The sequence below is a fragment of the Candidatus Babeliales bacterium genome, assembly GCA_040879965.1.
Lineage (GTDB): Bacteria > Babelota > Babeliae > Babelales > JACPOV01 > JBBDJI01.
In genome coordinates this window covers 262,699-285,062 of the sequence record JBBDJI010000013.1, presented here as the reverse complement: position 1 = coordinate 285,062, position 22,364 = coordinate 262,699, and the positions used below count along the sequence as shown (strand labels likewise).

Genomic DNA, 22,364 nt, shown 5'->3' with positions numbered 1-22,364 from the left:
TTTTTCGAAGGATTCTTCGTCATTTATCCCCAGTTTAAAAAACATAGGTTTTCTGGCGTAGTAGAATAAATATACCAGAATAGCGGTTATTTACAAGTGGATCATCCGATTCCAGGCAATAAACCAAAGGTTTTTTATCATTCAAAAGCTTCCAATAGCCCTTGGCATGTAAACAGCATAAATCCGAAAGAAAACATATTATTTAATATATCTTCATTTTCATTCTCAATAAAATTTTTTGTAGAAAGTTTTTTATTAATAAGCCACGACCCACTTTCTGATAAAATATTTTTTTTACACAAGGGGCATATTGGTTTAACTTTTTTCCATTTCTGAATGCAATCAAAATGAAAACTATGTGTTTCATGACAGGCAAGTGTTATTTCAGGATTTTCCATTGTATTCAGACAGATAGCGCATTCATTTTGTGTAATCATGGGAAAAAGATTAAATGTTGATAAAGATAAAAATAAATAAAGTATAAATTTTTTCATAAAAATCCTTAAAAAAATTAATAAAATATGTCTGATAACGCATTCGATTATGTTTAGTTTTTTTGTAAATTAAATACCAGTTTTTTAAAAATATTTCCTCGTTCTTCATAATTAGAAAAAAGATCATAGCTTGCACCAGAAGGTGAAAAAAGCACAATATCATAAGTCCGCGCTATTTTTATACTCGCCTGAAAAGCTTCTTCCAATGTCTGATGCTTTGATCCTGGTATATCAAATGCTTTACATTGTGTATATAAATATTCTGCTTCTTTACCAAAACAAAGTATATACGATGCCTTGTTTTGCAATTGCGCAAACATATAAGTACGATCAATTCCTTTGCTAATGCCTCCTAAAAATAATAAAATTTTTTTTTGATCAAAACGTTTTATTGCTGCAATAGTTGCTTCTGGAAGCGTCGATTTTGAATCATTATAAAATATAGTGTTATTAATAATACTTACTTTTTCCATGCGATGAGCGAAGCTTTGGGTTGCGATATAATTTGTTGGTAAAGAAATACCAAGCTCAGATAATGCGGCATTTATACATAGCCAATTATAAGGATAAATATCAGGCATATTTTCAAAATGGGCTATGCATTTTGTATGATTATTTTGTTTTTCATAAAGCTTGTTATCTTTTAACCAAAACACTGGCACAGTAGACTCTAAAGAATTTCTATTATCAGTTAAACAAGAAATTGATGATTTTACAAAATCTGGCAATTGAGCATACATATTTATTGGTATTAATGCTTTTTGATGAGGCAATTGATATTTAAGAATATTTAGTTTGGCATTAAAATAATTTTGAATTGAACCATGACGATCTAAATGATTGGGGAAAAAATTAGTCCATAACACTAAATCCGGCGCAAAATTTCTGCAAAATTCAAGTTGAAAACTCGATACTTCAATTACCGCATAATCAATTTCATGCTGTTTTTCTATAAGATCACATAATCCCACACCAATATTGCCCCCAAGCGCAACACGAAAACCTTTTTGTTCTAATATATGTGCCAAAAGAGAGGTAACAGTAGTTTTACCAATAGATCCAGTTACCGCAATTATCGGTTTTTTAAAAAAATATTGGAATAAATCGAGTTCGGCAATAATTTTAGGTTTTAACAGTTCATATTTTTGGCTATCTATACCTGGACTTACGAAAATATATTCATTTTCATGTATAAAATTAGGTAATTTATCCTGAGAATGAAATGCAATATTTCGATTTTTCAAGAACTCAATTTCTTGATTTTCCAAAGGCCTTTTTTCTATTACTGAAATTTGATCAGTATATTGAACTAAAAAGCGAGCAAGAGATTGTCCGACAACGCCAAAGCCCCAAATACCAATTTTTTTATTTATAAAATCCATGGGTTCCATTTCTAGTAGGAAAATATTATTTAAAATACTTCATTACTTCTACTGACAAAATCATTAAATGAATTATACTAAAAAAAATAAAAAGAAATTATCAATTTTTCCTAAGTGTGTAAAGGAATATGATGGCGCAAAACAAAAAGCCGAACGATTCTGATGCGAAAAAGAGTTTTAAAGATACGCTCAATTTGCCGCAGACTGATTTTCCTATTCGTTCAAACCCAATGGTTGATGATCCAGCTTTAATTAAGCGTTGGGAGCAAGAAGACTTATTTCATGCATCATTTACACATAATGAAGGAAATATTAAATTCATTTTCCATGATGGTCCCCCGTATGCTAATGGCCATATTCATTTGGGCAGTGCATATAACAAAATTTTAAAAGATATTACCTGTAAATCTCAACGTATGTCAGGAAAACAAGTTCCCGTAACTCCTGGTTGGGATTGTCATGGTTTGCCAATTGAATTAAAAGTAACGCAAGAATTTCCGGGTTTATCTCCTGTTGCTTTAAAAAAAGAATGCCGTGCATATGCACAAAAATGGGTGGATATTCAACGTGAAGAATTTAAGCAGCTCGGTGTGCTTATGGATTGGAAACATCCTTATTTAACGATGAATCCAGGTTATGAATCTAAAATTTTATATGCCTTAGCAGATTTTGTTGATAAAGGATTTATTAACAAAAAAAGCAAAACCGTGCCGTGGTGTCCTTCGTGTCAGACGGTATTGGCTTCTGCTGAAATAGAATATGCTGAGCGGAAAGATCCCTCCATATATGTTTTATTTTCTTTAAATGAGAAAACCAAACAAAAATTATTTTCAGAGATTGTTGATAAACCAATTAGTTTTTTGATTTGGACAACAACGCCATGGACTTTGCCGCTTAATCGAGCAGTTTTATTAAAACCAGATGCAGATTATGATGTGCTGCAAATTGATGGGCAATATGTCATTGTTGGTTCCGCTCTTTCTGATAAAATTTGTGAATTGCTTGGAATATCCAAAAAGGTATACAAGCAAATAAAAGCTAATTATTTCAAAGATATACGAGTAAGACATCCATTTGTTGAAGGTTTAGAAGTACCAATTATTTTTGATCAATCAGTTTCATTACAAGATGGTACGGCATGTGTGCATTGTGCGCCTGGATGTGGGCCAGAAGATTATGAAGTTGCCGTTAAGCATAATTTGGAAGTATATTCACCAATTACACCGGATGGCAAATATAGTAAATTTATTGAGCCTCATGAGTTAGAAGGTATGTCAGTTCAAGATGGGCAAGGTTGGGTGATTAACAAGCTCAAAGAGAAAGACCTTTTATTATTAAAGCAATCAATAAAGCATTCATATCCTCATTGCTGGCGTTGCAGAGGGGGCCTCATTTTCCGTGCAACGCGGCAGTGGTTTTTAAATTTATCGCATGAAAATCTACGAGAAAAAGCACTGAAGGCAATTGAATCGATTACTTTTTTGCCAGAACGTTCAAAAAACTTTTTAAAAGCAACCATTCAAGGCAGGCTTGAATGGTGTCTTTCTCGCCAGCGGGTATGGGGCGTTCCGATTCCTGCATTGCTTTGTAAAGAATGTGATTATCCATTTATTAATGCTGAGTTAATTGAAAAGGTGGCAAAACAAGTAGCGCAACATGGTATTGAATATTGGGATGAAGTGCCAATTGAGCAATTAATGCCTAGTGACTTAGTATGTCCACAATGCCATGGCAATGAATTTGTTAAAGAAAAAGATATTTTAGATGTTTGGTTCGATTCTGGTGTAAGCCATTATGCAGTGTTATTTAAAAATCCTGCATTAGGATTTCCTGCTGATTTATATATAGAAGGTATTGATCAACATCGCGGTTGGTTTCAAAGTTCTTTATTAACAAGTTTAATTTTAGAAGGGGAGCCATCAACAAAAGCTATTCTTACGCATGGATTTACCGTTGATGAAAAAGGGCATAAAATGTCCAAATCATTAGGAAATGTAGTAACGCCTGGAGAAATAATTGAAAAAATAGGTACAGACGGTTTACGTCTTTGGGTATCAAGTATCGATTATCGGGGAGATGCCATTGTTTCTAAAGTATTATTGCAAAATGTAACTGAAGTTTTCAGAAAAATTCGCAATACTTCACGCTTTTTATTGTCCAATTTATATGACTTTGATCCAGAAACAGAAAGGCTGCCATTATCTGAAATGCTGCTAATTGATCGATTTGCGCTCGAATATCTTTATCATGTTAATGTAAAAATTCGTGCGGCATATGAGGAGTGTGATTTTACCGCAGTTTTTCATGAACTAGCCGATTATTGTGCAAAAGAATTAAGTTCATTCTATTTAGATATCATCAAAGACCGTTTATATGTAGAAAAGGCTGATGGCAAAGCACGTCGGTCAGCACAAACTGCTTGTTGGTATATTTTAGATACCTTAACCCGATTAATGGCACCAATACTATCGTTTGCTGCTGAATATATCTCTGATAATTATCAAAAAAATAAAATGCAATCCATCCATTTGCAATCATTTAATGATTTACAAGATATCTGGAAAATGATTGCGCAAATGGCTGATCTTGATCCAGATTATATTGATTGGTATCCGTTCAAAGGGCGTGCATTGCAAGCGAGTGAAAAAATTAAACAATTGGCTTTTCATGAAGAGCGGACAAAGCAATGGGAATTGCTACAAGCTATTCGTTCTGCAGTTTTAAAATCTTTAGAATCGCTTCGAGAAAAAGGTACGATAAAACATTCTCTTGAGGCAAAAGTTATGATGTATTTAGATTTGCCAGAAAAAGAATCGCAATGGTTTAATGATTTTTTTAAAGATATAGAGAAAACACAACAAACCAAAGAAAATTTCTTTAAAGAATTTTTTATAGTTTCGCAATGTGAACTTATTGATTCACCGAAAAACTTAACCAAATCATCAGAATTAAAAGGATTATGGTTAAACGTTACACATGCTGAAGGGGTAAAATGTCCCCGTTGCTGGCAATGGGATACGACTGTTCATCCAGATGCATTATGCAAACGCTGTCAGGAAGTTCTGAAATAATAATTGATTTAAAACTTTGGCCTCATACCGGCTGGGCATAAGGGTATTGTTTGCCCAATACCCTTAACACAAGGGCACCAACATTCTGTTGGATTGTTTTTTCGCTCATAACGAGAACTCTCATACTTCAGGTTTTCAACCTTCGTCTTCAGATCTCGACTCGCTACCGGATAAAAAAATAAAATAAATTAAAAAATTCATGTGAGCCCACGTGTAGCCCGATCCGAGGCTTAAGCCGTAGGATGAGTGGGCACGAATTTGGGCGAATGAGCGATCCAACAGCATGTTGGTGTATTTTGTCCAGTTTTTTGTACAAGCAAAAAATTGGTGCTGCGCGCACAGCGCCGTGAGAATTATAGTTTAAAAATCATAAATATTTAGAAGAAAATTTTGATTTAAGACTTAAAAAGTAAAAAGGCAGGATTTTTCCTGCCTTTTTACTTTTTAAATTAGTTTTTTGTTTATCTTGTTCTTATGCCAATAGATTTTTTCATTTTATTAAATGCTTCAATAAAGTCTGGAATAATTTTTCCTTTTTCTTTCTTGATCTCTTTGAGTTTAGCATCGCTATCAGCAGGCATTTCTTCTTCAAAGAAAAGTGCTTTTTTATCTTTATTTAGTTTAAGTTCAGAATCATGAAATAAGATTTTATCATCTTTTATGCCAATCGCATACAGATCTTTAAAGTAATCTAATTGTTTTTTGTTTTCTTCAATTATCTTTTTTGCTGCGTTTTGCAATTGTTTTTGCTCAGTATTAGATAGCTTAGGAACTACTAGTTTTTTACGAGCAGTATTAAATTTGTTTGTCACATAAGCAAGCGCAGTTTTCATTTCTTTTATTTTTTTAAGTTCATCTAATGGATAACCTCTGGTGAATGGTTTTTCAAGATACATTTTGAAATCTTTAAATAATTCTTTGATAGAAGTTTCTACTCCAGGAATATCTTTAGTTTCGATTTCAGTTACCAATGCGGTTATTTCTTTTTGAAAATCTTCGATCGGTTTTGCTATTTTGCTCGGCGCTTCTTTACCTGGTGGTGTAGGCCTACCTTTCTTTTTTTCAGCTTCTGCCTTTTCTTCTTTTTCCTTTTTGTCTTTGGCTATCTTATCTTGAGGGACATCCGGACGTCCGACAGGTTTTCCAGGCTCGGTTGGCTTAAATCCTGGTCTTGGTCTTTCTCCGTTACGAGAGGGAGCAGGCCCACCAAATTCAGGTTGATAACTTGGCGTAGTGGTAAAGTAAGAATCAGTTGAAGGCAAATCTTTTCCAAAGAATGGTGCTGGTTCAAAGATTGGCGGTGTAAACGGAGGACGACGTTTTATTGCTTCCTCTTGTTCTTTGCGCGCTTTAACTTCAAGTTTTTCTTGTTCTTCTTTAATTTTAAGTGCTTCAGGTTCATATCGTTGTAACAATTTTTTAGATTCTTCAATGATATTCTGAGCTGTTGCGGCACGAATTAAGCTATCTAAAATTTTATCAAGTGCTTGATATGCTTGTTCGCTTGATAAAATTTTATTATATGCTTGTGAAATAGCTTCATATTCTTTTTCAACTTGTGCAAGAGCAGCTTTTATTTCTTGTGGAGTTTTGCCTTCTTTTTGCAGTTCTTTTTTAACTCGTTGTGGATCTTTTTCCATTAAGAGTTGTTGGTACACCTTATTTACTTCTTGCCAATTTGCATCACGTATTATACCAAGCATAGTATAAGGACTTATTTCCCCTTCAACATCAGTTTCTGGCAATGAAAAATATGGTTCGAGATAATTTAATTCATGTTCAAGCGTTACTAGTGCTTGATAAAGTTTCTCGAATTCTTTATTAGTTAAATATTTAAGTAATTTTTCTTGCCTTAAAGTAAGAATAAAATAATTTAAATCATCAATTAAATGATCAAAAGGTTCAATTTTAGCCGTCGCTCGACGATCTGTAAGTGCTTTTTGCCGTATCGAAGCAATTTTTTCAGAAATACTGGTCAGTATTTCGCGTGCTTGCTTAATTTGTGATACATCAATTTTTGGAACTTCAATTTCTTTTGGTTCAGGTTTAGGTAATTCAGGAGTTTCGGTTTCTTTAATGTCACCTAATTGTTCCAATTCTTTCATTAATTCTTCTTCATTGATTCCCAGCAATTTAAATGGATCTTCACCTCGAGCTTCCGCTTCTTTGATAAATTCTTCCCCGATTTTTGCTAAAGCATCTAATGTTTCTTCATCCAATTCTTCAAATATTTTTTGTAAATCCTCAAGGTTAGGCATTTCACCAGGTTGCATAGCTATAAGCGAGGCTGTAGAAATACTTATTAAAATAATAAAAAAAGAAGAGGTGAAAAAATGCCTTAATTTTTTCTTCATAATGATCCTTGTTTTTTGTTATCTATTAAATTGATTATGTTTATCATACTTTGAGATGCTTTTCATTGCAATTATAGGAGTTGTTTTGCCAGGAGATAACTATATTTTTAAGCACTGACCCTTATTATATGACTATTATTAATTTTAGTTTACAAAAAAGAAAAAATCAAGTCTCCTCTAAGGAGGTAACAGGTATTGACGGCTTTTTATTGATCGACTTTATAGTGGTTTTCTTGGGGGTTTTGACCGCAATTTCAATTGCTATGGCTTGGTTGGGTTCGATAGTTTCTTGGCAAACTGATGCATTAAAACGATTTGAAGCAGTGAGTTTTTTTTCTTCTTTAGCTGAACGTTTATCATATGATTCTGAATTATTAAATAAAAAATTTTTTCAGGAAAGGGATATTAAATTTACTTGGAAAGTAGAACAGCCTGTTTTGCATGAGATTGACGATTTTCTTTTTATCAAACAACCGGTTAAACAATTCAAAATAGTTTATATTAAGGCTGAATGGCAGGGCGCAAATAAAAAACCATCATTTGCAGAATTTAACACAGGAATTTTTGATGAGTCATAGGCCCGGTTTTTTGATGATCGAATTGATTCTCTATTTGTTTCTATTTTTGCCTCTAATTTTAATTTTTTTAAATCAAATTGGTTATCAATATAATTTTTTACATAATCAATCTAATTTATCGCAGCGAATTATAAATTTATATACCTTAGAAAGGCAAATAATAAAAGATTTAGATAAAGCGCCAATAGAAGAAAAGTATTGGATTATTTGCACGTCGCAAGAATTATTATGGTCCCAAGAGGATCGTGCGATAAGTTGGTCTATCGAAAAAAAATGCATGGTAAGAAAAGAAGGCCATTATGATAGAAATAAACATAAATGGATAAAAAAAAGCAAAAATATTGGCGCCCAAAATATTGAAGGCTTCTTTGAACTGCAATGGGCAGAAAAGGAGAAAAAAAAAGAGCTCAAAGCCATTATTTTAAATCTAACAATACAAGGGTTAAAGGATAAACAAGTAAGGATACAGAGTTTTATCGCCCCAAAAAATAGAAATATATGAAAATAAAAAGAAATGTTAATGGCTCAGGATTAATATTTATAATTATCATTATTAATTTTTTTGCACTTTATATTAGTCTTGTTTGGCGAACGACTTCATATAGTGTTGATCTCTCTTTAGTTAATTTACAATCGGAACAAATCTATGCGGCTACACAATCATTAATGCTTTGGGCTATAGCAGCAAGCAAGCAAAATTATGAACAATTTTACGAACAGACTAAAACGCAGCTAATACATATACCGATTAAAAGATGGCCATTGGATTATGAAACAAAACAAATATATCAAGGCGCTATTGAGATTAGCAATCTCGAGAAGGTGCTTCATATCAAAGTTAGTTTAACTAAAAACAATGAGCTTAAATGCGCATTGGCATGCGATTTAATGCAATTCGATGAAGAAAATTCTCAAAATTTCTTTGTCATCAAAAATTGGCACAGAAATTAGCTCTTTTTGTTAACTGTAGCTTCGCATAACACATTGGTTTTATGACAAAAAATATTTGCCCACTAAAATACACCTGCTAAAAGAATAATTATTCAAAATCATCCATTATTCATCTTTTCCAAAGGATATATAAAAAAGTCTTCTTGTGAGGGCAGTTAAGCTGTTTTTTTCTGTTATAAAGAGTATACTAATTAAAAGTATGAAATTTGGCTAAAGAAAGGTTTTGTATGAAAGTATATCTTCGCAAAGATGTCCAAAAAATCGGTTTTGAAGGGGAAATTGTAAAAGTTTCCGATGGATTTGCACAAAATTATCTTTTTCCTAGAAAATTAGCAATCCAAATTACTCAAGACAATGAAGAATTTTATAAAAAACGGCAACGTAATATCGACAATCGTAAAGAAGCAATAGCTACTGAAACGTCTATGCTTGCAGAAAAAATTAAAGCTATTCAGCTTATTTTAAAACGAAAAATGCATAATAAAGAAAAATTATACGGTTCAATTGCTCCAGCAGAGATTGTTGATCTTTTAGCCGAAAAAGGCATTAAAGTTGCCAAAAATCAAATAATTTTTGATAAGGCTATTAAAGAAAAGGGGACTTATGATGTTATTATCAAACTCTCCACTCGATTACAGCCAAAATTAGTACTCAAAGTTTTACCTGAATAACAAAGGAGAGGTTCTCCTTTCATGACGCAAGAACGACAAATAAAAAAACCTCGGACTCATTGGCCTGAAAAAATATTAGGCAAAGCATTACCCTTTAGTGTGCAAGCAGAAAAAGCGGTACTGGGAGCTTTATTATTAAATGATAATTATATTCATCAAATAACTGAGTTGCTATTGCCAACTGATTTTTATCAAAATGTGCATAAGACCATTTATCAATCAATGCTTATACTGGTGCAAGAGCATAAAAGAATTGATTTAGTTGCGTTGCAAGATGTTTTAGAAAAAAAAGGGTTTCTTGATACAATCGGCGGTATTGCTTATTTATTATCTTTACAAGAAGATATTCCTTCAGTTGGAATGCTTTCGCAACATGCACAAATTATAAAAGAAAAATCAATATTGCGTGAATTAATTTATTCGGCAACCGATATTATAACGAGCTGTTATGAGCAGAATGATCAGGCAATTGATTCGGTTTTAGATCAAGCAGAACAACAAATTTTTCAAATTTCTAATAAACGTACCAATCAAAGTTTTGTTCAGCTCAATATTTGGTTAAAAAAAACATTTGAACATCTTTCTGATATTAAAAATCATGCAAAAGGGATTACGGGCGTTGCTTCTGGTTTTAAACGTCTTGATGAGATGACTTCTGGTTTTCAGAAAGGAGACTTTATTGTATTGGCAGCGCGACCATCGATGGGGAAAACGGCATTAGCATTAAGTTTGGCATCACAAGCGGCTAATCATGGATTTTCTATCGGTTTTTTTTCTCTTGAAATGTCAGCCGAACAACTTACACTCAGATTACTTTCTATGCAGGCTAGTATTGCTCATCAGCATATTCGTAACGCATCAATTTCTTCAGATGAATGGTTAGAGCTAACGAATGTGGCAGCACATTTAGCTGGGTTGAAATTATTTATCGATGATACTGCAATGTTAAGTGTTATGGATTTACGAGCAAAAGCACGTAAGTTAAAAATTGAACATGGCCTCGATTTCTTAGTAGTTGACTATTTACAGTTACTTAGTACTAATAAAAGGCATGAAAATCGCCATCAGGAAGTTTCAGAGATTTCTCGTTCCTTAAAAGCACTTGCCAAAGAATTAGAAATTCCAATTATTTCATTATCGCAGCTTTCACGAGCAGTAGATTCTCGCGTAGATAAAAGACCTATGCTTTCTGATTTGCGTGAATCTGGTGCTATTGAACAAGATGCTGATCTTATTATGTTTTTATATCGTGATATTGTATACAATCCAGACACTGAAAATCCCAGTTTAGCAGAATTAATTGTAGGTAAACAAAGAAACGGACCAACTGGTACATTATATCTGAATTTTGTTCGCGAACTTACTCGATTTGATGAAACTGATTATGAAGATTAAAAATAAAAAAAAAGAAAAAAGTAATGATTGTATTGGGCATTGATCCTGGTTTTTCAGCAACCGGTTACGGTGTTATCAAAAAAGAACAAACGAAAACATTTCTATTAGATTGTGGCTATTTAAAATTACCAAGTAGCAAACCTCTATCAGTAAGAATTGGCATGTTTAATACTTATTTTAATGAAAAAATTATTACGCATCACATTACTGATTTAGCATTGGAAACACCTTTTTTGGGCAAAAATGCGCAAAATTTTTTAAAACTTGGCTATTTGCGTGGTATACTTTATTTATTGGCTAATACTCACCAACTCAATTTACATGAATTTTCACCACGAGAAGTAAAACAAGCAGTTACTGGTTTTGGCGGAGCACAAAAAGATCAAGTTGCTCGCATTATAATGCGATTATTTCCTCACTTAGTATCTCCAGAAAAATCAGATGTTACTGATGCCGTAGCAGTAACTCTTTGTGCAATATGGCGCCAAAAACAAACTTTTATACCTCATTACTAAAAAATTTACTATAGGTTATCCAGCTTTTCGGTTAAAAATGCAATATAATTAGATAACAATTGTTTATTTTCATGGGGATTTTGATATTGATACGTAATTATAGCTAATAGATTTGCTATTACGGTGTTTTTTGTTTCATGATTATTTAGTGTTATATTTGTACAATTTTTCATATCAAAACATTTTTTATAAAAATCCATTATTGATAAAGACCTGGTAGAAAAATCTGGCATTAAAATTCTATGTATTTGAATATGAGTTTCGCATAATTTAGTCTGAAGTGTAATCATATGCGCAAAGCTAGCTACAAATTCTTTAAACCGTTCGGATGCGATACCTTTCTGAGTATATTTCATTTCATACGGCAAATTTGCCAATAACTTTAAGTCTGCAATCATAGATGAGAATAGATATTCTTGCAATGAAAGTGGTAATTGAGTAATCGTAGACTCATATGTTTTCAATAACTTATTGATACATTCTAAAAAAGATTCAAGCCAAAAATGGCATGGTTTATTTAAAAGCAGCGGTGATAAACCAAGAAAAAATGCAAAAACTTTTCTTGCCAATTTAACATCTTTTTTATTATAGCGATTATAAGTAATAAAAAATTTCGCTTTCTGTTCAACACTTGGATAATCATTCAAATCAAAAATATGTGATTTTGATTGATAATTTTCCATATGAGAAAGTGGCATAACTAAATTTTGCATCGGACGATGTATAAAATAAAGTGTATCTGCCGTACTTTCAAATTGTTGTAACTTACTATTGATAATAGGAAGTAATTTTGAAATAATTTCACATTTTTTTTCTTTTTTTCTGTTCTTAGTACAATCCATTCCTAATATTGTACCGTTAAAAAATGCAAAAAGAGCCAAGAACAAAAGATTTTTTTTCATAATCCCCTTACAAATTATTATTTTTTGAATAAAATTATAATAATGAAAATATTCAAAATTTAAGAAAAAAGCAACAAATGTTTTCAAATATTATTTTATTAATTATCCAACTATTGAGTTCGCCTTATTGTTCTTTGCATATTCAACAAAAACAAAACCAAGCAAAAAACAAAAGTTTAGAAAAAAAAATTATTTTTTCTGTGTCTTCTGATTTAATAAAAAAAGACTTTTTTTTTAAACGAATTTCTAGACTATTTATTAGAGAAAAGCTCAGAGCACAAAAAAATAAATTTACGTTTATATAGTCGGGGAACGCAAGAAAGCAGGGTAGTTTGTAAAAAAGCTCATATTGCCCAGCAAGCTGGATAATTATTGTGAAATTGAATAAAAAATCAGTATATTAGCAAATAATTGATTGTTTATAATTTAAAATAAAAGTAACCGTGCGGTATTTAAGAAAATTAATATTTCCGGTATGGCATGGAATAAAGCTGCTTGCACCGGATTTAAAAAGCGAAGTAAGCTTAAAATTATTCCCAATACATGCGTAAAAATGAGTCCCCAAAAAATATTTTGTTTAATAATGCGCAAGGATTTTTTTGCTAATTTATAAATAAAAACAAGCAAATTTAGGTCGTTTGACATTAAGACAATATCGGCAGCTTCTATGGCTGGTTGCATACCCATCGCACCCATTGCAATACCGACTGAAGCATATTTTAATGCTGGCGCATCATTAATACCGTCGCCAATCATAGTTACGATATGGCCTTTTGCTTTCAATGCATCTATTATTTTTAATTTTTCATCAGGCATTACTTCTCCATAAGCATTATCAATTTCAAGTTTTTTTGCCACTTGATCAGCAATTTCCTGTTTATCGCCACTGAGAATTAACATTGATTTAATACCTTCTTTTTTTAATTCATGAATAATATCTTGTGCATTTTGACGAATTTCATCAGCTATACAAATAAAACCGCAAATAGTTTTATTTTGTGCAACATAAATTGTCGAATGCGCATATTCACAGGATATTGCATGAGAAAGAGAAATATTGCCATGCTCAGGGGCTTCAATAAAATGTTTATTACCAACTAAATAAATATTTTCATTATATACAATTTCAATTCCGTGTCCCGTAATTGATTCGTATCGAGATGGATCCGGAACTTCTAATCCTTCTTGCTTTGCTTTTTTTAAAATTGATTGTGCAATAACATGTCCAGAGCGTTTTTCTGCAATTGCTGCAAATAATAATATATCCTGCTCAGAAAATTGCGGATTTATCGATCGAATACTCGTTACAACAGGCTTACCGATAGTAAGCGTTCCAGTTTTATCAAAAACCATTGCATCAGTTTTAGCGAGTTGCTCTAATGAATATCCTCCTTTAACAATTATGCCATTTTTAAATGCTGCCGCGATGCCAGCAAGTATAGTTAATGGCGTTATTAGAATTAATTCTACAGGAGATCCAAAAACTAAAAGCGATACTATAACATTTAAATCACGCATAAAAAACCATGTTATGATAATAAAAAAAATAAAAAAGATAGAAATATATCGCGCGACGCGATCTGCAAGAGTAGTAATATCAGCTTTTTGTTTATATGCTTGCTCAATTAACAGGCTTATTTGTCCAAAGCGTGTTTCTTTACCAATTTTTTTTGTTCTTATGATAATACTTCCTGCTTCAATATAAGTTCCTGCATATGCTAATTGACCATCCATTTTCATTAAAGGTTGGCTTTCACCCGTTAATGAAGCTTCATTAATTTCAGCACAGCCTTCAATAATTATGCCATCAACTGGAATTTTTTCTCCTGTTTTTACTAGAACATGATCGCCGATATTAATTTGATGTAAAGGCACTGTATGTTCTTTATTTTTTTTGATAACATGCACATTTTCTGGCAATAATTGAATTAGGCTTTCAATTGCATTTTCAGTTCGTTCTTCAATAATGGTTTGCAAATAATGAGCGATTAATAAAATAAGTAGAACAATTAAAATGGCGCGTTCTTCGTGCGCAATTAAACCAATAATAGTTGCAAAAATGAAAAAAATTTCACTGCCAAGCTGCTTTTTTTTTAATTCTAAAATTGCTTTATATATAATTGGAATAAGCGCAAGTGTTAACAAAAAATATATAAAAAAAGGGCCAAGATTATAAAAAAAAGAAACGAAAAATAAAGCTAAAATACTGAAAATATACAATAAAAAAAACCCATGATAATTGACAAATAATGCCCTGATCATTTTTCTTCCCTCAAAGATTTACTCTTAAATCATTCACAGTATATGATATGATAAATTGCATATAAAAGATATTAAAGGAGATTGAATGATTTATATATTAATTTTGGCGGCAATAGGTTTTTTTATTTCATTATATGCTTACTTTATTGAAAAAAAAATTCAGCACGAACCACTCTATAAGCCAACTTGTGATATTTCAGATAAAATTTCATGTTCAAAACCAATTTTAAGTAAATATGGCAAACTATTTTATTTTTCTAATTCATTTATTGGTATGATATTTTATATATTTATTTTTATTGCTGCTTATTTGGGTTACAGCACTACGGTGTTTTATGGCTCTTTAGTTTCAGTGATTATTTCGTTAATTCTTGCTTATATTTTGTATTTTAAAATACAAACTCTTTGCATATTATGTACGGCAATCTATATTATCAATGCATTAATATTTATTATAAGTTATATGAATATCAATAAATAAGGAGCTCTGTGAATGGCATTAAGGAAATATTATTATCAAATAGTACTTGGGCAAAAGATATTGGGCTGCTCATTATTCGCTTAGGATTAGGCGGAATATTTATTAAGCATGGATTCGGTAAAGTAATTGGTGGTTATGAAAATTGGAGATGGATCGGTAGCCAAATGAGCAATCTCGGTATAACATTTTGGCCAATATTTTGGGGTTTATGTGCAGCAGTAAGTGAATTTTTTGGTGGCATAGCGCTTACTTTAGGATTGGCAACACGCTTAGCAGCATTCTTAATTAGTTGTGTTATGCTTGTAGCCATTCTTTATCATATTGGCAAAGGAGATGAATTCAGTACACTGTCACATCCTTTATCATTAATGTTTGTATTTTGGGGAATAATTTTTGCTGGTGGTGGACGATTTTCACTTGATTATTTTTTAAGATAAAAATAAAAATTTATAATTTAAGAAGAATTCTTTTTGTCAAATAATATATATTATGTTAAAAATTGTTGGGGCGGCGGCATGCAAGATAGCAAATAACCCCAATAGCCCCTATTGACCCCATCGGTATCAATATGTGCATAAATTTGAACGGCCAATAATAGATCGCTTCTTGTAGAAATTGCTTCATTGCAGAAACTAATGTTATCGATTGTTGGATAACGATAGGATTTGAATTACCATTTTTAATGGCACGTACAAGAAAATCTTTAAATAATTGCGGTTGAAATTCAGATAAAATGGGATTTTTTAATAAATTATTTCTTTCTTCCTTAATGAGTTTTTCATTATTAAGGGTACGCAATTTAAATACACGGTCTAAAAATAACAACTGTTGATGGGATAACCTATCAGTACGTGGTGCAATATATACATTTTCATCATTTATACCGGAAATTGTTTTATTATCGTAATGTATTTTATCATAATGACCACTAATGATAGGGTGTTTTTGATTTTTTATATTAATTATATGAGCTCTTTCACCTATCGGTGAAATTAAAAATTTCTCATCTAATGAAAATTCTATTGTTTTTATAGGAATATCTAATAAAAATTGATCTAATTTTTTTAAATCAGCAGAAAGAATTATTATTTCAGTACACTTTTCATTAGAATAAGCAATAGCTATATTGCCTTGCGGACTAATTGCTCCACATAAATAACTTGAAAGATAACTACCGTAAAGATTATAAGCTATCTTACAATTAATAGCCGGCCGCTTATTATTTTTATTTGATATATCTATTTTTTCTAATTCGATTTCGAATCGACATTCAGTCGCTATTAATAAATAACCATCTCGTGTAAATTTTACCGCTCTCTTGTCATTAATTTTCAATATTTCTTTATTCTCAAGCAAATCATAAACTAGTAAATAGTAGGGTTCAATTTCTACTAATATATATCGATTATCAGGACTAATATCTCGAATGAACGGATTTTTAAATTTTTCATCAAAAAGCTCTAGGTTTGATTCAATTTTATTGCTTTTATAATTAAAAAGTACGCGTTTACTTTTATTAGAAAAAACAATTTTGTGGTTTTGATTGCCAAAAGCGTGCCCTCCAAGATCAATAATGCCCTTACTGCAATCAAAATTTACTTTATATACCCAATTTTTTAAAGTAGGAAACCCCTGTTTAAATGATTGCAAAAAACGTTTAAATATTGATGATGGTTGTTCTGGATAAGCATCTAAATCAAATTGATGCAATCCATATTGATCAACTATATTAATATATTTGTCGTTTTCAATATGCATATTTATGATATTTGAACCAAAATGTAGATATTTCCATTTTTTTAACTCTATATTTAAAAATGGCTTTGCAGTTTCAATTACTAATCTCTCCAACTTCTCTAAGTATTCTTTTTTCGCTTTATCAAAATGTTCCAATAAAATTTTTTTAATTTCTGTTGGTTTTGCTTCTCTTTGTCGATCTTCAATATATATTCTTTTTAACAGTGCTCCCGAGAATGCAAGTTTAGATTCCGAAAGCATTTCTGAGTAAGCATATTCAAAAATATGTAGATTAAGTTCTAATGGTAGCTGATTTAAATTGAGGATTTTGTTTTCAATGCTTAAACAATTGAAGCTTATAAAAAAATAAATTAAGTATTTGATCTTTGATTTCATAGAAAAATTTCTTTTATAGCTAAAAATATGGTTTTTTCTTAATTGCATTAAGTATACTATTGATAAAAAGGGAAGCAATAATGATATTCAAAAATATAAGAAAAAAACTCATATATTTTCTTAGTATCTTTGTAGTATTAAGTATCCCCATTATTATAAAGCTTTTTTATTCATTTGAATCGTTGCAACTAGAGAAAACAACAGTTTTATCAGTAGAAAAATTTAACCAGCTTAACCATATATTTATTGGGTTTCTGTTATTATCATTATTTTCATTTATTGCTCTCATGATTATTATTGGATTGCGTTATGCAAAAAAAAGTAATCATTGGTGGATTATATCGATGCTTATATCTATAGGGTGTTTTATTGCATTAAACACCCTATGGTATCGAATACACACCAAACATTTATTAAAATATGGTGAATATAACCCAATCTATGCAAAACAAGATATCAATGATTTTTTTAATACATATCCAGATAACGGTGAAAAATATATAAAAATACCAACCGGTTTATTTATTGACCACATGGTTTTTACCCGTAAAGACAATGAAATTTATCCTGGCCTCATTTTAAATGGCATAGTTTGGCAAAAATACAAAAAAACAATTCCCAAAGATATTGCGCGAGGAATTATTTTTCCTGATGCGGCAACACTATATATTGATAAAATTTATGACCATAGCACTGAAAATTATGAAATTATGGGCTGGCGATTTACCGCTCATATATTTCAACGATTTGATTTATCAAAATATCCATTTGATTTTCGACATACAAAAATTAGGTTAACTCATCAGGATTTTGAAAAGAATGTTATATTAATTCCGGATTTCGAAAGCATATTTACGCCAACTATCTTTCCTGGCATTGAAAATGCACTCTATATTCCTCATTGGCACTTAAAAGAAAGTTTTTATGGTCTAAAAAAGGAAAATTTTAATACAAATTTTGGCATGAAAGAATTTGAATATGATGCTTTTCCCCAGCTTTACTATTATCTCTTATCGAATCGTAATGTTATTGGCACTGCATTGACATTCTTTATTCTATTTTTTTCTTGCATGATTATACTATTTATAACATTACTTGCGTTTTTAAAACATCAACAATTAACCACATTGCTTGGATTTTCAACATTAAGTATTTTAGGTGTTTGCAGTGGACTTTTATTTGTTTTAATTACCAGCCAAATGGAATTAAGACAAGCTATAGGAGTAGGTGGAACTGCTTACATGGAATATCTCTTTGGTGTAACTTACTTAGCTATTATTGGTGTTGCGGCCAATAGTATTGCATTTGCAATATATGACATAAAAACACTGCAATACAAAGACAATTTAATTATTAAGCTTTTATATTGGCCTTTTATATTATTGGCAATCATTATCGTAACAGCGATTACTTTTTATTAAAGACAAATTTCCATACCATAACCGATTATCTACTATTAAGGGACAAATATATGAACTATTATCATCCATAGCGTTTGTTTTTTTTTCTATAATCTTAGTAATAAAATCATAAGAAAAAATATCAAGCACACCTAAATTGTTATGAGAACAATCGCAAAAATAGACTTTTTCATCAAAATATCGCGGCAAAAAAGGCAAAATTGATTCATACAAACGGTATTCGGTGTCAACTAAATAAGCTGCAGGAATTGAAAAATTAAATAATTTTTGCACACACCAATTTGCTTGGTCTTTTTTTATGCAAAAATAAGAAAAATATATACGATCATTAGTATATTCCGGAAAATATTCAAGAAAAAAACCAAAAAAATCAGAAAGCATATTTAAAAAATTAATTGGCTTATTGGAAAAATACAAAAAAGTCTTTTTTTGCTCATCTTTTTTAACCACCTGATAGCTTTTCTTATCCATGTTCTTTTCAATATAAAAAAGAGTATTTCCTATCATTTGTGGTGATAAAACATCACCAACTTTAGGATTAATTAAGCATTCAATGTTACCAAGCAAATCGCTTTTATAAATTTTATATTGGCCTGATGAGCGTGCGGCAAAGTAAAAATGTTCATTATCAATCCATTCAATATTATTAATACCATAAATTGGTTCATAAAATTCAATACGTTTTGGCGAGCGCTTATTAAAATATTTAATGTAAATGGCATCATTATGAATAAAACTAAAGCTTTTTAAATCGGGAAGTAATCGAAATGCGGCAGGAATAAATCTACTTGGGAGTGCTTTTACCATTTTTTTAGATTTTAACGATTTTTTCCATAATTCTACCGTATTTAAATCTTTTTGATAGATAAAATAAATAGCATTTTCAAAGGCTGAATATGAAACAGGATATATATATTCCTGCGCCTGGGAAAAAATAGATATAAAAAGAAACGAATATAAAAAATATATCATATAATTGCTTGTCCTTTTGCAAGCTTAACTTCTTCAGCTTTATTAGCCCAATATTTTTCAGTTTCCTTTGTAATTAAGCGCTCTTTTGCTGCTGCTGGTAAATCTACAAATAAATCAATAGAAGGTTGTCCAAATAGCTCAGAAACTTTTTTAATAATTTCCTGAGATGCATGTTTTTCTAAAATTTTTTCACCCAAACTGAGAAGCAATGTATTTACGATGTAATCAACAGCTTCTTGCAAGTTTTTTGGCATAAAATATTTTGTTTTATCAAATTTATTTTTATTTTTTTGTGCTTTATTAAAATAGGCCATATAGTTTGTACGAAACGCCACACCATCCAAATAATCTTTTGCATAAGTTTGCGTTTCATCAATTAAAATATAACGAATCGCCTGTAATACATAATCAAATTGATTTTCAATATTAAATGTTAGATTTCTATTTTCTATACTTTTCTTGAATGCTTCTAGAACGTGAAGAATGAATAATGCCGTGCGCATATCGAGTACACCTAAAATAACTTTTTTTTGCCATTCTTCATTGTCTTCGAGCTTAAAGGCCGACGTATAACAAACTTTAAGTAATTGTTCGCGAGTAAATTTATCTTTAAATTCTCCCAACATCAGCGCAACAAAACCAGTCATTATTGGTGCTGCCATGGAAGTACCAGCCATAAACACATAAATTGAATCTTCCTTTTGCCCTGGTACCAAACCACTACTTAAAATATCAAACCCGGGTGCAACAAAAAGAGGCCCCACTCCGGGTTCGTATTGAGAAAAGGGAGCAATAATAGCTTTGCCATTACGATATAAAAATGCACCAACATCAAATGCCACGGAAGCAAATCGAGCCGGATAGGATTCAACCTCTCCCGCATAATTTGGCAAATGAGGGTCGCCATTATTACCTGATGCAGCAACGGCATAGGGTATGAGATCAATCATACGTTCTAATAATTGTGCTGAATGCTCAGTTAAATCTAAATTATCTGCTATTTTTAAACTTAAGTTTACTACATCTGCATCATGAATAATTGCTTTTTTAAGCGCAGCAATAAGCGTTGATTTTTCACTTACACCAGAATCTTGAAATGCTTTTATCATAAAAGCATCTGCATTTGGCGCTATGCCAAAAATACCAGGATCATCATTGGGTTCTTTTTGGGCTTTTCCTGCAATTAAACCAAACGTATGCGTGCCATGTCCTGCTACAAAAGTAATTTTTTCATTTGTAATTTTCGGCATAGGTAATAATTCAAGTATTACATCTTGCTCATACGGTTCAATTAACTTTTTTATAGTAAAGGGCTTTTTAATCCCTGATTTATGAGGATTAATACCATATCGTCCCGTAGTAATCGCGTTAAGTGCTTCTTCACCTTTTTTTGTCAACGAACCAATAGGCATTATAAGATCTGATTTCCCATTTTTTTGTAAATAATCTTTAATTGGCTGCACATTATTATTAATTAAGTACGCTTTAATCCATTCAGGCAACATATCCTCCAAATATTCTTGATTGAATTGATTGGAATCAATATATGGTTTTATAAGTTCAATTAATTGTTCTATTGGATCTAGGCCATCTGCGCTCACAATATTAAAATTATGCATGCCGGGCTTCATACTTATCATTAAATCTTTATGCTTTCTATAAGCAGGATCATCTTTAATAGCATAAGCCGCTACGCCCGTATCAATAACCGCAACGCGAATATGTTGTCCTTTTTGGGGTGCTAATTGCCATAGACTGAAAAAATGGGGTATATATGGATAAGCCGGTGGATAAAAAGGCTCTTTGAGCAAAATTCCCGTAGTAGGAAATGATAAATGCCAAGATAATGCTTCTTTCATTTTTAAAATATGATTCAGCTCTTGCGTAAGTTTATCAATTTTTTGTTTATTTTCTTCTTTTTTCGGGCTTAGTAAAGCAATTTCTTGTTTTGTTTTACTAACTAATTGACTGGCTTTGAGTTGTTCCAGTTTTTCTAAAGTAAAATGCTCTCCTTCAAATCCAATATTAGGTTTTTGCGTTATTTGTATGGGCGCATCCTTATCCATATGAAATTCAACGCCATATTGAGTATAAATTTCTTCTAAATATTTTTGAAATACTTCATAAGATACGCCATAAGGAATATGCATGGTATATGAGCCAAAATCTCGGTCAGTGCGCACAAAAAAAGCTCTATTTTCTTTTTTTGGATATTCAGGTGAATATTTTTTGTAAAAAAGCTTGTAATACCATTGCTTGAATATATCCCAAAATGATTGCAATAATTGTTCTTTTTTTAAAGGAGTAATAAGACCTTCTTGCGCTAGTTTTTTATTAATTTGTTCTAATGATTTTTCAATGATTTCATTCCAACGCTTATGTTCAGCTTCATTTTTTGGTGGGCGTTTAAAATGAACAATAATATGAGGCGTATGCTCGGGGACATCAAGTTTTGTACCAATAATTGCATTCATGGATAGCGGCAAGCAGCTGATGAAAAAAATAGAAAAAAACGATATTCGCTTCACGAAGATACTCCTTTTTTTACCTAGATTTACTTGTAGGCTACCAAAAAGCATCAAAAAACAGAATGATATAAAAAATAAACCACCGCATTGATATAATCAATGCGGTGGAAAAAAGGAGAGTAGTAATGAAGCCTATGTTAAATGTGGTTTTTAACCACTAGTAAGATACTAGTTTGAATAAAATTGCAAAAAAGTCAAATTTTTTTTATTTTGAATACATCATAAAGATGCCACAATTTCAAACTATAACTACA

At 31.3% G+C, this 22,364-nt stretch carries 18 protein-coding genes; 10 read left to right on the top strand and 8 right to left on the bottom strand.

Annotated elements, in window-relative coordinates; genetic code table 11:
• Positions 1-137: 137 nt before the first annotated feature.
• Entirely contained in the window at positions 138-494 is a 357-nt protein-coding gene (locus WDZ41_05060; protein ID MEX0940704.1) for an RING finger domain-containing protein, read from the bottom strand.
• A 53-nt stretch (positions 495-547) separates the two neighbouring features.
• On the bottom strand, positions 548-1,876 hold the full coding sequence (gene murD, locus WDZ41_05055) for a UDP-N-acetylmuramoyl-L-alanine--D-glutamate ligase (protein ID MEX0940703.1): 1,329 nt from the start codon (positions 1,874-1,876) through the stop codon (positions 548-550).
• Between the two features lie 131 nt (positions 1,877-2,007).
• Here murD and ileS point away from each other — a divergent pair, with 131 nt between their 5' ends.
• Positions 2,008-4,947, top strand: coding sequence for an isoleucine--tRNA ligase (ileS, locus tag WDZ41_05050; GenBank protein MEX0940702.1), 2,940 nt, complete (start codon positions 2,008-2,010; stop codon positions 4,945-4,947).
• A 461-nt stretch (positions 4,948-5,408) separates the two neighbouring features.
• On the opposite strand, the gene WDZ41_05045 is transcribed toward ileS, so the two are convergent.
• Positions 5,409-7,301 carry a hypothetical protein gene (locus tag WDZ41_05045; GenBank protein ID MEX0940701.1) on the bottom strand — a complete coding sequence of 631 codons (1,893 nt, stop codon included), beginning with the start codon at positions 7,299-7,301 and terminating at the stop codon, positions 5,409-5,411.
• A gap of 128 nt (positions 7,302-7,429) precedes the next feature.
• Between WDZ41_05045 and WDZ41_05040 the strand changes: the two genes are divergently transcribed.
• The 6 genes from WDZ41_05040 to WDZ41_05015 all read left to right on the top strand — a co-directional run bounded on the left by WDZ41_05040 (position 7,430) and on the right by WDZ41_05015 (position 11,411).
• Complete coding sequence (locus WDZ41_05040; GenBank protein ID MEX0940700.1) at positions 7,430-7,879, top strand: hypothetical protein; 450 nt, start codon at positions 7,430-7,432, stop codon at positions 7,877-7,879.
• A 13-nt stretch (positions 7,880-7,892) separates the two neighbouring features.
• On the top strand, positions 7,893-8,381 hold the full coding sequence (locus WDZ41_05035; protein MEX0940699.1) for a hypothetical protein: 489 nt from the start codon (positions 7,893-7,895) through the stop codon (positions 8,379-8,381).
• Positions 8,378-8,830, top strand: a complete 453-nt coding sequence (locus tag WDZ41_05030; GenBank protein ID MEX0940698.1) for a hypothetical protein — start codon at positions 8,378-8,380, stop codon at positions 8,828-8,830. The genes WDZ41_05035 and WDZ41_05030 overlap by 4 nt, the downstream gene beginning before the upstream one ends.
• 227 nt (positions 8,831-9,057) lie before the next feature.
• Positions 9,058-9,501 (top strand): 50S ribosomal protein L9, encoded by a 444-nt coding sequence (rplI, locus tag WDZ41_05025; protein ID MEX0940697.1) that lies wholly within the window; start codon positions 9,058-9,060, stop codon positions 9,499-9,501.
• 21 nt (positions 9,502-9,522) lie between these two features.
• Positions 9,523-10,896, top strand: coding sequence for a replicative DNA helicase (gene dnaB / locus WDZ41_05020; protein ID MEX0940696.1), 1,374 nt, complete (start codon positions 9,523-9,525; stop codon positions 10,894-10,896).
• A 23-nt stretch (positions 10,897-10,919) separates the two neighbouring features.
• Positions 10,920-11,411 (top strand): crossover junction endodeoxyribonuclease RuvC, encoded by a 492-nt coding sequence (locus WDZ41_05015; protein ID MEX0940695.1) that lies wholly within the window; start codon positions 10,920-10,922, stop codon positions 11,409-11,411.
• 8 nt (positions 11,412-11,419) lie between these two features.
• On the opposite strand, the gene WDZ41_05010 is transcribed toward WDZ41_05015, so the two are convergent.
• Both WDZ41_05010 and WDZ41_05005 read right to left on the bottom strand, forming a co-directional pair.
• Positions 11,420-12,313: a hypothetical protein gene (locus WDZ41_05010; GenBank protein ID MEX0940694.1), complete on the bottom strand. Its 894-nt coding sequence runs from the start codon at positions 12,311-12,313 to the stop codon at positions 11,420-11,422.
• A 426-nt stretch (positions 12,314-12,739) separates the two neighbouring features.
• The gene (locus tag WDZ41_05005) at positions 12,740-14,575 is read right to left on the bottom strand and encodes a cation-translocating P-type ATPase (GenBank protein MEX0940693.1); all 1,836 of its coding nucleotides are present in this window, start codon (positions 14,573-14,575) and stop codon (positions 12,740-12,742) included.
• Between the two features lie 85 nt (positions 14,576-14,660).
• On the opposite strand from WDZ41_05005, the gene WDZ41_05000 reads away from it, so the two are divergent.
• Positions 14,661-15,056, top strand: coding sequence for a vitamin K epoxide reductase family protein (locus WDZ41_05000; GenBank protein MEX0940692.1), 396 nt, complete (start codon positions 14,661-14,663; stop codon positions 15,054-15,056).
• An 8-nt stretch (positions 15,057-15,064) separates the two neighbouring features.
• Positions 15,065-15,493 (top strand): DoxX family protein, encoded by a 429-nt coding sequence (locus tag WDZ41_04995; GenBank protein ID MEX0940691.1) that lies wholly within the window; start codon positions 15,065-15,067, stop codon positions 15,491-15,493.
• Between the two features lie 55 nt (positions 15,494-15,548).
• Here WDZ41_04995 and WDZ41_04990 read toward each other — a convergent pair whose 3' ends face one another.
• Positions 15,549-17,189 carry a hypothetical protein gene (locus WDZ41_04990; GenBank protein MEX0940690.1) on the bottom strand — a complete coding sequence of 547 codons (1,641 nt, stop codon included), beginning with the start codon at positions 17,187-17,189 and terminating at the stop codon, positions 15,549-15,551.
• A gap of 80 nt (positions 17,190-17,269) precedes the next feature.
• Between WDZ41_04990 and WDZ41_04985 the strand changes: the two genes are divergently transcribed.
• Entirely contained in the window at positions 17,270-18,610 is a 1,341-nt protein-coding gene (locus WDZ41_04985) for a hypothetical protein (GenBank protein MEX0940689.1), read from the top strand.
• Here the strand turns inward: WDZ41_04985 and WDZ41_04980 are convergent.
• Both WDZ41_04980 and WDZ41_04975 read right to left on the bottom strand, forming a co-directional pair.
• Positions 18,569-19,582, bottom strand: a complete 1,014-nt coding sequence (locus WDZ41_04980; GenBank protein ID MEX0940688.1) for a hypothetical protein — start codon at positions 19,580-19,582, stop codon at positions 18,569-18,571. The two genes, WDZ41_04985 and WDZ41_04980, sit on opposite strands and share 42 nt — an antisense overlap.
• Positions 19,579-22,110 (bottom strand): S8 family serine peptidase, encoded by a 2,532-nt coding sequence (locus tag WDZ41_04975; GenBank protein ID MEX0940687.1) that lies wholly within the window; start codon positions 22,108-22,110, stop codon positions 19,579-19,581. Before WDZ41_04975 ends, WDZ41_04980 begins: the two co-directional genes overlap by 4 nt.
• Positions 22,111-22,364: the final 254 nt, after the last annotated feature.

Coding starts and splice junctions, on each gene's coding strand:
- WDZ41_05060 (MEX0940704.1), bottom strand. CDS start 494: ATGAAAAAATTTATACTTTATTTATTTTTATCTTTATCAACATTTAAT.
- murD (MEX0940703.1), bottom strand. CDS start 1,876: ATGGATTTTATAAATAAAAAAATTGGTATTTGGGGCTTTGGCGTTGTC.
- ileS (MEX0940702.1), top strand. CDS start 2,008: ATGGCGCAAAACAAAAAGCCGAACGATTCTGATGCGAAAAAGAGTTTT.
- WDZ41_05045 (MEX0940701.1), bottom strand. CDS start 7,301: ATGAAGAAAAAATTAAGGCATTTTTTCACCTCTTCTTTTTTTATTATT.
- WDZ41_05040 (MEX0940700.1), top strand. CDS start 7,430: ATGACTATTATTAATTTTAGTTTACAAAAAAGAAAAAATCAAGTCTCC.
- WDZ41_05035 (MEX0940699.1), top strand. CDS start 7,893: ATGATCGAATTGATTCTCTATTTGTTTCTATTTTTGCCTCTAATTTTA.
- WDZ41_05030 (MEX0940698.1), top strand. CDS start 8,378: ATGAAAATAAAAAGAAATGTTAATGGCTCAGGATTAATATTTATAATT.
- rplI (MEX0940697.1), top strand. CDS start 9,058: ATGAAAGTATATCTTCGCAAAGATGTCCAAAAAATCGGTTTTGAAGGG.
- dnaB (MEX0940696.1), top strand. CDS start 9,523: ATGACGCAAGAACGACAAATAAAAAAACCTCGGACTCATTGGCCTGAA.
- WDZ41_05015 (MEX0940695.1), top strand. CDS start 10,920: ATGATTGTATTGGGCATTGATCCTGGTTTTTCAGCAACCGGTTACGGT.
- WDZ41_05010 (MEX0940694.1), bottom strand. CDS start 12,313: ATGAAAAAAAATCTTTTGTTCTTGGCTCTTTTTGCATTTTTTAACGGT.
- WDZ41_05005 (MEX0940693.1), bottom strand. CDS start 14,575: ATGATCAGGGCATTATTTGTCAATTATCATGGGTTTTTTTTATTGTAT.
- WDZ41_05000 (MEX0940692.1), top strand. CDS start 14,661: ATGATTTATATATTAATTTTGGCGGCAATAGGTTTTTTTATTTCATTA.
- WDZ41_04990 (MEX0940690.1), bottom strand. CDS start 17,189: ATGAAATCAAAGATCAAATACTTAATTTATTTTTTTATAAGCTTCAAT.
- WDZ41_04985 (MEX0940689.1), top strand. CDS start 17,270: ATGATATTCAAAAATATAAGAAAAAAACTCATATATTTTCTTAGTATC.
- WDZ41_04980 (MEX0940688.1), bottom strand. CDS start 19,582: ATGATATATTTTTTATATTCGTTTCTTTTTATATCTATTTTTTCCCAG.